Here is a 12,959-nt window from a genome sequence, read left to right as displayed (position 1 = left end):
CTGCCTCCTCATCAGGAGGATGTGTCTGAAGAATCGGTGCCTTCGCCTAAAGTGTCTGTCTGATGGATTTGAGATGGCCAGATGGTTCTGAAATCTTGAGGTGGAAAATCAAAAATTTAAGTTAGGGGAAGAAACTGTAACTAAATTCTTAGACATCTATTGACATCCTTCCCGGATTGGGCAAGAATAATGGTGTAGTCTGTATCAGTTGAGTTGATGGAGAATACATCAGAAGTGACGGTCAGTATCGGAGACGCCGCAAAGGAATTAGGCGTTTCTACCAAGACTTTAAGGCGCCAGGCCGACTCTGGCAAGATTAAATCAGAGCGATCGCCCACTGGTCAAAGAAGATTCTTTCTAGCTGATATTAAACGCATTACGCCCAGAGATTTAAAGCAGCTAGATGAACGCATAACTATCAACTATGCTCGTGTTTCAAGCCATGACCAGAAAGAAGATTTAGTCCGTCAAGCCCAAGTTTTAGAAGCTTTTAGCAGCGTTAACGGTTGGCAGTACGAAACAATTCAGGATTTAGGAAGTGGCTTGAACTACCAAAAAAAAGGACTCCAAAAACTGCTAAAACGCATCATGCAAGGTGATGTTGCAAGGCTGGTGATAACGCACAAAGATAGGTTGCTACGATTCGGTGCAGAGCTTGTATTTGCTATCTGTGAGGAGTTTGAGACAGAGGTTGTAATCATTAACAAAACTTCGGAGGAAGTGACATTTGAGCAGGAATTAGTACAAGACATGATTGAGCTTATTACTGTGTTTTCGGCAGGTCTTTACGGATCGAGAAGCAAGAAAAACAAAAAGCTAATTGATGGCATGACTGCTGCTGTAAACGAGGCAAAGCAATGATGTTGTTAGGATTCAAGACAGAGTTGAAACTAAATAATCAACAGCGAACGCAGTTAGCCAAGCATTGTGGAGTAGCGCGTCACGCTTGGAATTGGGGATTGTGGCTGACCAAAAACATACTCAACCACAATAAAACCAATCCCAACGAAAAACTCAAATTTCCCACAGCTATTGACTTGCACAAATTGTTAGTAGCACTCGTGAAGTCGGAGAATGCTTGGTACTATGAATGCTCCAAATCTACACCGCAACAGGCATTAATGGCATTGCGGGAAGCATGGAAGCGGTGTTTTAAAAAAACTGCTGGCGTACCTAAGTTTAAGAAGAAAGGGCGGCGTGACTCTTTCACATTGGAAGGAACAGTCAAAATCTTGGGGAACCACAAAATTCAAGTTCCTGTAATTGGGATTCTGAAAACTTATGAAAGGCTACCGCAAGTATCAATCAAGTCTTGTACGATATCCCGTCAAGCCGACAGGTGGTTGATCAGTTTCAGATTTGACATAGAACAGAAAGAGTTAGGCAATGCAAGTGTTGTAGGAGTTGACCTCGGCATTAAAGCATTAGCCACTATCTCAACAGGTGAAGTAATTTTGGGTGCAAAGTCCTACAATAAATATGCAGCCAAACTGTCAAGAATGCAATGGTTAAACCGCCATAAACTTATCGGTTCAAGTAACTGGAAAAAAGCGCAAATCAAGATTGCTAGACTGCACAATAAAATAGCCAACATCCGCAAAGATACTTTGCACAAGCTAACGACACTACTCGCCAAAAACCACGGTGTAATTGTCGTAGAGGACTTAAATGTATCAGGGATGATGGCTAATCATAAACTAGCCACGTCTATCGCTGACATGAGCTTTTTCGAGTTTCGTCGCCAGTTAACCTATAAATGCGAGTTGTACGGTTCAAAGCTGGTAATTGCTGACCGTTGGTTCCCATCCAGCAAAACCTGCTCTAACTGTGGAACTAAAAAGGAAACACTCAGTTGATCGGAGCGAGTGTTTGAATGCAGTCATTGCGGCTTAGTTATTGACCGCGATTTGAACGCAGCAATTAATTTGTCAAAAACCGTCAGTTAGACGGGGATAGCCTGCGGACTGGTGAGTGCCGACACTGCCAGAATGAAACAGGAAGTAAGGTTCAAAGTCCAGCTTTGTATAAAGCTGGGTAGCTTTGGGTAAGTCTTATGTAACGGTTATTATTGAATATTCTGAATTCAGAGCCAGTAGCCCATTACTCAACGGTCGGCTTGGGCGATCGCTGCACTACTCGCCCAATCGAGTTATTTTAGAGCTGCGTTCGGCCAACATCAGCACTACATAAATAGTCATTACATAGCCGGCGGCCAGAATCGGAATAATGAGAGGAATATCGCGATAATCCATAATGATAACCAAAAGTCAAGGACGAGTAGGAGAAGGAGAAGGACAAGTTCAATACCTACGACATTAAGTCAGCACCCAAGACAATGAATGCCTTGGTTCTGAAGACTGCTTTTCTATATCAAACCTGCGGGAAGATTTAGGCCTTCCCGGTCTGTCGATTTGAAATTTTCTATTTTAGATTTTAGATTCACTCACAGATGAATCTGGGAGCAGGAACGGGAGTCTAAAATTTTGGGATCTCCACGACAGCCCTGCGGAGGCTTCCGTTTTTCGGCGGGGTCAATAATGATTTACTGCTTTACAGATGCTCAAACAGCGTAAAACCATCCACTTTAGCTACTTTGAGCTACCGCGCACAATATGCGCTATTCTTAACTTCTGAAAATTCTTAGTCGCAATGAACTAAAAATCTGTCCCAGAAATTTTTGCTGCGATCGGAGCGATCGGGCTGGCTCTGCGAAACTATTACAGGAATCTGAAAGCTACTTGCCAGCCTGGATCGACTGCTGCCCGTACTTAATGTATAGAATTGTTTAAATCCTTAATACCTATAATAGCACAGGGTTTCTGGGATTTACAGATTTATGGGCAGTGTGCTTAACAATTCGATACAATAGGGGTAAGTGTTCTGGCGGCAGGCTACTCGCAGCAGCTAGTCGGGTGACTCCGATCGGGCTGCAGATGACAAATCAGTGCCGGCCGCTTAAATTTCTCTTCCCTATTGCAGAGAATTACCTTAAAATAAAGATATGATTTGTAAAATTTTGTTACTTTACGGCTTGAGTCGGCGTATCCATGATCTCTAGCACTGTCCTATTTTCCTCGGTTGAAGAAGACCTGCGACTGTTGACAGAAAACTTAAAACAGTTAGTGGGTGCCCGTCATCCCATCTTGTACGCGGCTGCAGAATACTTATTCGGCACAAAGGGAAAACGGGTGAGACCCGCAATAGTCTTGTTGATGGCCCGGGCAACTATGCCCGATCGTCCAATCACAGAAAAGCACCGCCGCCTCGCGGAAATCACCGAAATGATCCACACAGCCAGTCTAGTTCACGACGACGTGGTGGACGAGTCGGACTTGCGACGCGGAGTACCGACGGTACACAGTCGGTTTAACAACCGAGTGGCAGTATTGGCGGGAGATTTTCTGTTTGCTCAATCGAGCTGGCATTTGGCAAATCTGGACAACCTGCCAGTAGTCAAACTGCTTTCGGAAGTGATTATGGATTTAGCAGAGGGGGAAATTCAACAGGGACTAAATGGATTTGACACGAGTTTGTCGATCGAAGCGTACCTCGAAAAAAGTTACTACAAAACAGCATCTTTAATTGCCAACAGTTCCAAAGCAGCCGGATGTTTGAGCGAGGTTTCAGCGGAAATAGCCGAAGATTTGTACAACTACGGTCGCAACATTGGTTTGGCATTCCAAATAGTAGATGATATATTAGATTTCACCGCTTCAACAGAAACTTTGGGGAAACCCGCAGGCTCGGATCTGATCGGCGGAAATCTGACAGCGCCAGTGCTATTTGCCCTGGAAGAAAAGCCTTATTTGGAAGTTCTCATAGAACGCGAGTTCGCTCAAGAAGGAGATATAGAACAGGCTCTGGCACTGGTAGCAGATTCTCAAGGCATAGTGCGATCGCGAGAACTAGCAACAAATCACGCGCACAAAGCCGTCGAATACTTGGCTGCGCTGCCACATTCAGAGTCCCGCCAAGCTTTGATTGATTTAGCAGATTACGTTTTGAGCCGACTTTATTAGAAGTTGTCAGTTGTCAGTTGTTAGTTGTCAGTTGTTAGTTGTTAGTTGTCACTTGTTAGTGGTCACTTGTTAGTTGTTGATTATAATAGCTAATAACCAATAACTAATAACCAATAACAACTAACCAATAACAACTAACCAATAACAACTAACTAATGACTCAATATTATGCAATATCCGGGGGGAGATTGCTAGAATTTGACTGTAAAGCCGATCGGTACTGTTGCAAATAAACGCTAATTAATTCCTGCACTTGCTGGCGAGGGATTTCCGTCCCTACTTCCTGATTGCCGGGATTTTCAAAAAAAACAATGCTGTCTAGACCTTCGAGGGCGATCGTCTGAAATAAAATGTGAGTCACAGGCAAAAGCACCGGTCTGACGCGATCGGCCGCAACCGCCGCAGCAGAGGACGCATCTTGAAGAGTGGGAAAAGCATAAATCACCTTCTTCTGTCGTCCCGGTTGCTTGAGATTGCTCAAAACCACGATCGCCCAGCTTTCGTCTACCGCCTGCAGGATCGAGTATTCGAGGTGCTGTAGCTGTTGGGCAATTAAAATCAGCGCCGGGGCGATCGCCTTTAAGATTTGTGGCGTCGAACCCTCGGGCGGAGCTTTTTCGATCAGTGCTTGAATCTGTTGGTCTAAATCCATCAGTCAGTTAATTAGAGATTTGAGCTTCAGAATTTTAGGGTAACAGGTGCGCGTCCAAGTATGTCATACCCAGCGCTGCCCGCTATAAAATGTAAAATCTCAAATATAAAGTCCCAGGATGTGCTAGTTTCATTGTTAGCTGTAAACCTTCATGCGGGAAATCTGCCAGAGCGTGGAAACCATATTTCAACTGCTGTTAGACGAACTAAAAAAGTCCACTCGCGCGTCTGAGCAGAACTACCAAGATGTAGCAGGGCGACTCGCCGCAGAAGTCACCAGGATATGCACAGAAAGCCAGCGGATTCAAGACTCCGGAGACATAGAAGGTGCAGCCGAGAGCCTCGCTCAGCACCGCTTGCAACAATGCCTCCACTACTACAATTTAGGCTCCGTGCCCGGGCGAGTAGAATTGCACAGCACCCTCAGCGCGATCGTCTATCGCTACATAACCCCTCCCCAAGTGCAGTCTAGCTATCAAGCGCGAATAGAACTGATCAAAGATTTCTTGCAAGGATTTTATCTCGAAGCCTTAAAAGCATTCCGGCGCGAAACCCAACTACCGCCCACCTTCAGTCCCCGCACTCGCTTAGAACTAGCAGAGTACATGGCCTTTGTAGAGCGCTTCGGCAAGCGGCGCATTCCCTTACCCAGGAACCGCAGCCAGCAACTAATTATTTTACGGGCCCAAACCTTTTCCCAGCAGCAGCCCAAAGAAACCTCTGTAGATATGGAGCAAGCCGCCGATGGAGGGGCTTGGGATTCCGACCAAACTTGGAACGACACCTCAGTACACTCCGTGCGGGAAGCGATGGCCGGACACGGTTCATCTGCAATTCGCCCCCAAGGCGACGAGTCAGAATCTCTGCGGCAAAACGTAATTGACGAATTAGTCGCTTACTTAAAAGAGCGCAACCAAGAAGAATGCGCCGATTACTTCGTGCTGCGCTTGCAAGACTTGCCGACTAATGAAATAGAGTCGATCCTGGGCATAACTCCGCGCCAAAGAGACTATTTGCAGCAGCGCTTCAAGTACCACTTGCTCAGGTTCGCCATGTCGCACCGCTGGGAACTCGTTCACCAGTGGCTGGAAGCAGACTTAGACAAAAATTTAGGTTTGCTGCCTTCTGGGTGGCAGTCCTTTGGCGAACAAATTGGCCCAGAGGGACAGCGTTTGCTAAAGTTGAAACAACAGGGTCTGTCAGAGTCAGCGATCGCGCAAACCCTCGGCAGCACGGTAGCCCAGGTACAGAAACGGTGGTTTAAATTGCTGGAACTTGCCTGGGAATTGCGAAATCGTTCAGATTCCGGAGAAGGGGCATCTACTGATGAATAACGAAACGAACAGGGATGCAGAGGCTTTCGAGCGCCATTTTTTAGACTGGATCTTACAGGCGCCAATCCCGAATGCCTCTAGCGAAGATCGGGAAAATCTCTCTGAACCCACTCCCTCAGAAGAGTGGGACGACACAGAAGAGGATTCCGGGGTGGAATACTGGGAATGGGACGAACCAGACCCGCTCGATTATCAAGCCGGGGCGCACAATGCACCCGCACAACCCCTGACTATTGGAGAAATACCGACCGTGCAAGACCGTTTTCAGACCTTGTTAAAAGAGAGGCTTAGAGCCGAAATTGAATCGAACCCGCCGCTGTTCCCCTGGGAAACAGAACTCAAAAGCTACGACTACGACTATCCAGACGATGCAGTCCCCCAATGGGTTCCCCCCCTGCACCTCTGGACCCCCCAACTACAAAATATTAGATGGGGTCGCCTGCCAATTCCGATCGCCCAAGGGGTTTTTGCTCAACTGCTAGAACCTTGTCAGGAACTGGTAATGTCGTCGCTGCGGGAAGGCTCGAAATTAGTTCGCGCTGTAGATAGCTTGTTTCCGGGCCAGTCTGAGGAACTCAACCAATTAGCTGGTTTCGTACTCAGAGGTGCTACCAGGGGAATTACAGGTTTAGAAGTAGAAGATTTACCGAATTACTCCGAGGCAACTACCGATCAACAAATGCTAATGTCGTTGTTGGCCGCCCGAGAAATCATTGAGTCTCTAACTTTGAATTGTCCTGTAAACCAGCCCCCTGTTTCGCGGGAGTGGCTGACTGCTTTGGGCTCCCTGAATCTGCAGGCTCAATACCTGTCGAACCGCAACACAGAACCACCAAGGCCGTGTTTGAGAGTTGAGTGCGAATTTCCAGGAGGAGGAAGTTTGGAACTCAAGGGAGGAGATGCCGAAGCAACCGCACAGCGTCCGAATTCCGGGCATTTAAGTGTGGAGTTGTTTGACCCGCAACCTGACAAGACTTATGCGCTAGAAGTTAAATTCCAAAACTTCGATACCAGACCTCTGATGTTTGCTATTCGTCCAACTTTGGCTGGATAAAACAGCAACTATTGAGGTAAAATTAGAGTAGTTAACTGCGTTTTTTACTCTGCGGTTTGACCTCACACAAAAACAGATACAATCTGCTGAATTCTGTCGCGGAAAGCCAAAAAGCTTAAAGATTAGTTAAAGCCCCCAGATTCATCTGTGAAGTCGATCTGTGGATTTAATCTCAAATCGAGCGGCAGAGAAATAAGATTTAGATATTAGTTGAAACCCAGATAAATCTGTGGATTTAATCTCAAATCTCAAATCTCAAATCTCAAATCGTTGGATGGGTGCACATGACAACTGATAACCTGCGAAATATACCTGTTTTGGGTAAACTGTGGGAGCGGATTGAGGCAATGCCTCCGCCCGTGACAGAGGATTCTTTGCTGCTGCGAATCCTAGTTCAGTTGTTAGTAATTGTGGGAATTGTAGCTACTGACGTTGCTGCTGAAGAAGCCCTGAACCTGTGGGCTGTGCCTGTTAGTATTGTGGGAGCAACTTGGAGTTGGTACCGCCGCCGCGATCGCAATGTAGCTGCTAAGTTCTGCATCGCTATTGGAATGCTGGTGGCGCTATTTGCTTTTTTTACCCGCTTGGTGGGAGAGTTAAACGATACGCGGTTAGTTTTGGCGCAACTGTTAATTAACATTCAAGTGCTGCACAGCTTCGATTTGCCCCGCCGCAAGGATTTGGGATATTCGATCGTCATCGGGCTAATTTTGTTGAGTGTAGCGGCGACTATCAGTCAAACGCTGACTTTTGGGCCGTTTCTGTTGGCGTTTTTGGCTTTAGCGCTGCCGACTTTGGTACTGGATTACCGATCGCGCTTGGGACTCTCGAAGGCAGAAAGCATCCCTACTGCTGCAGAAGCTAGAGAGAAAAAAAACAATTGGTCGCTATTTACTGCTACTTTGTCCCCCAAGTATTTGAGTTTGCTGCTGTCGATCGCAGTCGGGTTGGGGCTGACTATTTTTGCGTTTTTGCCGCGACTCCCCGGCTATCAATTGCGGACTTTTCCAGTGAGTGCTCCTATTGAATATCAGGGGGAGTTTGACTCGCGCAGCATTGTCAATCCGGGGTATGTCAGAGGGGGAAATGAAGAAGGAACTGGCGGAGGGAGGGGGCGAAACCCAGAAACAGGGCCCGGAGAGGTGGACTCTACTTTTTATTACGGTTTCAACCAGCGCATCAATCAAAATTTGCGGGGGGAAATGAAACCTCAAGTGGTGATGCGGGTACGATCGCAGGCGGCGGGTTTTTGGCGGGTGTTGGGGTTTGACAAATACACCGGTCAAGGCTGGGAAATTTCTCGCAACGACGACGCTTTTACGGTGAATCGACCTCGCTGGTCTTATCAATTTTATCTGAATCCTTTTCCCAATGCGCCCCGCTTTCAAGAGGTGATTCAAAGTTATACTATTCTTGCTCAGTTGCCGAATTTGATTCCGGCTTTAAACAAGCCGAAGGAACTTTATTTTCCGACGACAGAGGTGGCGATTGATGCGGAAGGGGGTTTGCGATCGCCTGTAGAATTGGCGGACGGTTTGACTTATACGGTGATTTCTAACGTGCCGTTTCGCGATCGGTCTTTGTTGGGGGAAACAGGTACTAACTACCCGAAAAATATTCGCAAGTTCTATTTGGATGTGCCGCCGAAAATTGCCAAAAAGGTGCGAGAAAAAACGGAAGAAATTTTGTTGGCGAGAACTAGAGTATCCCAGTCAGACAGGGCGATCGATTCTCCTTACGAAAAAGCTTTGTACTTAGCTCAATATTTGAAGCAAAACCCGAATTACAAAATTGTCAAAGCCTTGCCTTATTTAGAGGAAAGTGAAGATTTAGTTGAGAGTTTTCTGTTTGGTTATCAAAAAACCCAAGACGGTAAAAAGGTTACAGGCGGATATCCAGACCACTTTTCAACGGTGTTGACAATTATGCTGAGGTCGATCGGGATTCCGGCGCGACTGGCTGGCGGTTTCGACACGGGAGAATTCAATCCGTTTACAGGTTTGTATATTGTCAAAAATACCGACGCTTTCTTGATGACGGAGGTATATTTTCCGAATAACGGCTGGTTTGGTTTTAATCCGATTCCCGGTTATCCGCTGATTCCGGCTTCGGTGGAAGACAACCAAACTTTTAGCGCGCTGGAATCGTTTTGGAAGTGGCTAGCAGGTTGGCTGCCGACTCCTCTCAGAAGCGGGCTGGATTCAGTTATAGGTTTTGTAATTGGCTGGATAAGTTTGATTCTGGGCTGGTTTCTGGGACAGTTTGCTAAAGGTTGGGTGGGTTTATTTACTGGTTTGATTAGTGCGATCGCATTTGGCTTTCTTGGCTGGTTAATTTGGCAAGGGTGGCGCAAGTGGCGCTACCGCCGCTGGCTGGGGAAGTTGCCGCCGGTGGAGGGGGTTTATCAGGAAATGCTGAAGGATTTGGCAAGCCGGGGATTTGCCAAGCAGAAAGCTCAAACGCCTTTGGAGTATGCAAAGACAATGCGGCGCGATCGTGCAACTGATGAAGCCGAAGTAATTGAGGAAGTTTCGCAAGCTTACGTGCGGTGGAAGTATGGCGGCGAAGCAGGAAATTTGAGTCAGTTGCGGCAATTGGTGGAGAATTTGAGGCGATCGCACTTAAAGAAACTCAAAAAACGCTGGTTTTAGGCGATCGGTATCAGTAAGGGTTGCTATCGATGCACCACTACTCGCTGTTTAAGGGTTTTTACAATTTCTAGACGTTCCCCAACTGAAGCCGTTTAGTGGAGCGCCTTGTTAAGTAATGTTGACAGCCTTGAAACGGTGATCGAGGTATAAGCCAACACCACCTTCAAGACTATTTTTACAATCACGCCCCTGTCTTTCTATAAGATATTGAAAACATGAATTTGATAGACACGCAACAAACCAAGCTATACGATCGAGAGGATCATTAGATAAGTGTTTTTGCCATACTCTTTTTCCATTTTCTACTCCAATTTTATAAAATCCTCGACCTGGGACACATAGCATAGACACTATGCCGGATAACGGATCAATGGATTGCTTACTCATGGCAGAAATGAGTCTTTTAAGTTCTGAATCTTGATTAGATTTCAAATCGGATTTATAGGCAAATAAAAAATTTTAAGCTCCAGTAAATTGATTCGTACAACCGTCTCTAACATCGAGTTTTAGGGTGGCTATTTCTTTTGCCGCTACAACAAATTTAGTTAATTCAGTGTTGTTAAGGCAGGATTTAACCTCGATCCGGGCTAAAACACTATTGTAAAGAAAGATACCTTCTGGTGCATTTTTTGAGACAAGAACAGGTGGACAGATGCCTTTTGCATAAAGAACCACATCATCTTGGGTTGCTTCTTTTCGCTCATTATTGCTTGCGAGTATCATTCCTGTTCCACAATGTACATCTGGTGGAAGCCAAGGAGACAATATATTATCAATTAGCAACTCTCGGAAGCGCCCTTTAACCCCAGGTATTTTAACATTCCCTCATTTTTCGCTAAGCACAATAAGTGAGCTGCGTCAGCTCTTAGTCTCTGAAGAAGATACTCGTTCACGTGGCTCTCCCCTCCATTATTTAGGGTGATAATAAAATATTCTAGTTAGTCCTGCATTGTAAGGATAATTTGGGGGTAAAATGGTTGACCCACGTTTATCAAAACCCTGATATTGCAACACTACCATATTCTATAGCAATCCCAAGCCAGATGTGATATAAATTCCGGTTGCATCGGAATGATTTTGTTCGTTACCAGGAAGAGCCTGGTAATGCAGGTGCGGAGGCTCTGCCTCCTTTTTATCTCGCAACTTACAGGAGAGAGGACTGTATGAGGTGCTGAAGTTATTAAATTTTCGATCCTTACCAAGAATTCTGGCAAAAACCCGGTTTCTGACCACTCGTGGATCAGTCCTGTTTATGTTAATGGGAGATGGACGATCTGATCTTGGTATTCGTTATCAAACGAACCATCAGCAATCAAAATTAATTCCTCAATATTTTGCCCAATACTTAAATCTGAGTTCAAAACGAAAATTCCTGGAATATGTCTGCCTTCAGCCATATTATCTGCCAGATGGACGGGCATTGACTTGCGGTTGTTCGTCACTAAAATAAAACCATTATCCTCACACCAAATCAAAATATCCGGATCGAGCGTACTTTTCGCAGGTGTACCAATGTCGCCCACTGCCCAAACTACTAAATCGGGGCGTTTCCGCCGAAGCTGTGTAGTATAAATTGGCGTAACATTCTCATCCATCAAATATTTAAGCGCCATTTCTCAAGTATTCTGGATTGCAGTTTGCCTTTCCCGTTCAGCCTTCAATTTTCGCAATCTTTCTGTCGCCGGATGGGGATTTGCTGCTTGCATTTTTCGCTGCTGATGCGACCATTCCAACCAATCTTGTATATATCTACTTACTGATTCCTTGTTCAGCAAATAATACAAAATAGTTGTGTAAACTTCTGCTAAAGTTAGAGATGGATAAAATTGCTGAATTTCTTCTGGGGTGCGTTCCCGATGCAAATATTCATACAGCACGGTCTCAATCCCGATGCGGTGTCCTTTAATCCGAATATCATCCGGTGCTAAGAAATCAAAATACTGATTCAGTTCCATATCTAAACTTCTTCTTTTAGCTATTTACTATTATACTGATTATAACGTCTCAAGCGGAGTACACTTGCCAATCTCCGGCGGCAATTCTTCCAACTCCAACCCCGCCAAATCTAATTTTGTCTCGCCCTCATCCGCCGCTTTGTCGATTAACTGCATCAATAATAATACGATCGATTTTTTCCGGGTGGCGATCGTATTATTAAAACAACGGTTAAAAGACGAAAGCCAATGATGACCAGCCTGAATGGGGAGACGGCACTGCTACAAGAGGCGATCGAACTACAACGAGAAAATTCGCTGGAAACCTTAGTTGAAATCGCCTTGCGCGAATACATTCAACGCCGCAAACAACCGCAGTATCTCGAACTTAGCTTTGGAGAATCTCTCGGTGCATTTCTGGAAAAATATCAAGCGCACGAACTGGGTTTAAATCCCGATCGAATTTGGGAAGATGTTCGCGCCGGAACAAAGCATTGAGTTTAGTGCGGATAAAAGGACTTGAACCTTCACTCCTTTCGGAACCAGAACCTAAATCTGGCGCGTCTGCCAATTTCGCCATATCCGCATTTAGACACCGAACTATTATAGCACAGCACAAAGCCATGCGTCAAGATCCACAAACCCGGTTATTTTTGGACACCGGGTTCAATCATGAGTTATCGCCACAGCAATTTTCCGTATGTTTAACTCGTCACTTAGTTTTGCCCGATCGCCTTCCAGGTGATTTCGTCAACCACGCCGTCAGCCGTCAAACCCTTATACTCCTGAAAGCTCTTGACAGCCGTAGCAGTGCGAGCGCCAAAAATCCCGTCGATCGGGCCCGGATCGTAACCCTGCATTTCCAAACGCACCTGTAGCGTCTTCACCTTAGAACCCGCCGCGCCTTTAGTCAGAGCAGTTGCAGGATTTGTCGGAACTCGATCGCTCTTCTGAACTCGATCGTCGCTTGGAAGTGCAGCATTGCTTTGCAAACTTTCAGGAGCTGACACCGGATCTGCTGCTAAAGCCGTCCAAGTTTGTTTATCCACAATGCCGTCGGAATTCAAACCCTGAGACTGCTGAAAAGCACTCACAGCCGATTTGGTGCGAGAACCATAGGAACCGTCGATTTTCCCGGTCTCGAAACCGTGAACTTGCAACCGCTGCTGTATGGCGGCAACTTCAGGCCCGTCTGCACCCGCCGAAATAGTTTTTTCCTTTCTCACAGGCTGCTGCTCCCCTGAATAAAAAGGCTTATTAAACATACCTCCTTGAGAATTTGCCTCCGGCTGTGCAGACGCACCAGGATCGGCGGG

At 46.0% G+C, this 12,959-nt stretch carries 12 protein-coding genes, 1 tRNA gene and 1 pseudogene; 7 read left to right on the top strand and 7 right to left on the bottom strand.

Annotation, left to right across the window (positions count from 1 at the left end; genetic code table 11):
* Positions 1–216 precede the first annotated feature (216 nt).
* The 3 genes and pseudogenes from WBA89_RS28370 to sds all read left to right on the top strand — a co-directional run bounded on the left by WBA89_RS28370 (position 217) and on the right by sds (position 4,019).
* Entirely contained in the window at positions 217–861 is a 645-nt protein-coding gene (locus tag WBA89_RS28370) for an IS607 family transposase (protein ID WP_424410960.1), read from the top strand.
* Positions 858–1,946: pseudogene (locus WBA89_RS28365) on the top strand (RNA-guided endonuclease InsQ/TnpB family protein). Before WBA89_RS28370 ends, WBA89_RS28365 begins: the two are co-directional and overlap by 4 nt.
* Before the next feature lie 1,101 nt (positions 1,947–3,047).
* On the top strand, positions 3,048–4,019 hold the full coding sequence (gene sds, locus WBA89_RS28360) for a solanesyl diphosphate synthase (protein ID WP_424410959.1): 972 nt from the start codon (positions 3,048–3,050) through the stop codon (positions 4,017–4,019).
* A 166-nt stretch (positions 4,020–4,185) separates the two neighbouring features.
* Here the strand turns inward: sds and WBA89_RS28355 are convergent, their stop codons facing one another.
* Complete coding sequence (locus WBA89_RS28355) at positions 4,186–4,671, bottom strand: hypothetical protein (RefSeq protein WP_424410958.1); 486 nt, start codon at positions 4,669–4,671, stop codon at positions 4,186–4,188.
* A gap of 151 nt (positions 4,672–4,822) precedes the next feature.
* On the opposite strand from WBA89_RS28355, the gene hetZ reads away from it, so the two are divergent.
* From hetZ to WBA89_RS28340, 3 genes are all read left to right on the top strand, one after another.
* A complete protein-coding gene (gene hetZ, locus WBA89_RS28350; RefSeq protein WP_424410957.1) occupies positions 4,823–6,004 on the top strand; it encodes a heterocyst differentiation protein HetZ in 1,182 nt (393 codons plus the stop codon).
* On the top strand, positions 5,997–7,058 hold the full coding sequence (locus WBA89_RS28345; protein ID WP_424410956.1) for a hypothetical protein: 1,062 nt from the start codon (positions 5,997–5,999) through the stop codon (positions 7,056–7,058). The genes hetZ and WBA89_RS28345 overlap by 8 nt, the downstream gene beginning before the upstream one ends.
* A 284-nt stretch (positions 7,059–7,342) precedes the next feature.
* On the top strand, positions 7,343–9,709 hold the full coding sequence (locus WBA89_RS28340; protein ID WP_424410955.1) for a transglutaminaseTgpA domain-containing protein: 2,367 nt from the start codon (positions 7,343–7,345) through the stop codon (positions 9,707–9,709).
* A gap of 108 nt (positions 9,710–9,817) precedes the next feature.
* Here the strand turns inward: WBA89_RS28340 and WBA89_RS28335 are convergent, their stop codons facing one another.
* The 4 genes from WBA89_RS28335 to WBA89_RS28320 form a co-directional block, all read right to left on the bottom strand.
* Positions 9,818–10,141 carry a hypothetical protein gene (locus WBA89_RS28335; protein WP_424410954.1) on the bottom strand — a complete coding sequence of 108 codons (324 nt, stop codon included), beginning with the start codon at positions 10,139–10,141 and terminating at the stop codon, positions 9,818–9,820.
* 27 nt (positions 10,142–10,168) lie between these two features.
* On the bottom strand, positions 10,169–10,522 hold the full coding sequence (locus tag WBA89_RS28330; protein WP_424410961.1) for a DUF6602 domain-containing protein: 354 nt from the start codon (positions 10,520–10,522) through the stop codon (positions 10,169–10,171).
* 437 nt (positions 10,523–10,959) lie between these two features.
* Positions 10,960–11,322 carry a DUF5615 family PIN-like protein gene (locus WBA89_RS28325; RefSeq protein ID WP_424410953.1) on the bottom strand — a complete coding sequence of 121 codons (363 nt, stop codon included), beginning with the start codon at positions 11,320–11,322 and terminating at the stop codon, positions 10,960–10,962.
* 3 nt (positions 11,323–11,325) lie between these two features.
* The gene (locus WBA89_RS28320) at positions 11,326–11,664 is read right to left on the bottom strand and encodes a DUF433 domain-containing protein (protein WP_424410952.1); all 339 of its coding nucleotides are present in this window, start codon (positions 11,662–11,664) and stop codon (positions 11,326–11,328) included.
* A gap of 228 nt (positions 11,665–11,892) precedes the next feature.
* On the opposite strand from WBA89_RS28320, the gene WBA89_RS28315 reads away from it, so the two are divergent.
* The gene (locus WBA89_RS28315) at positions 11,893–12,141 is read left to right on the top strand and encodes a type II toxin-antitoxin system VapB family antitoxin (RefSeq protein ID WP_424410951.1); all 249 of its coding nucleotides are present in this window, start codon (positions 11,893–11,895) and stop codon (positions 12,139–12,141) included.
* A gap of 6 nt (positions 12,142–12,147) precedes the next feature.
* On the opposite strand, the gene WBA89_RS28310 is transcribed toward WBA89_RS28315, so the two are convergent.
* Positions 12,148–12,229 (bottom strand) — tRNA-Leu (locus WBA89_RS28310).
* Positions 12,230–12,359: 130 nt separating this feature from the next.
* Positions 12,360–12,959: peptidoglycan-binding domain-containing protein (locus WBA89_RS28305; RefSeq protein ID WP_424410950.1), on the bottom strand; the 600-nt coding region annotated here is incomplete at its 5' end.

The organism is Microcoleus sp. (genome assembly GCF_049646505.1).
Classification (GTDB): Bacteria; Cyanobacteriota; Cyanobacteriia; order Cyanobacteriales; family Microcoleaceae; genus Microcoleus.
The sequence above is the reverse complement of the archived record's forward strand: the minus strand, read 5'-3'. Positions and strand labels throughout refer to the sequence as shown.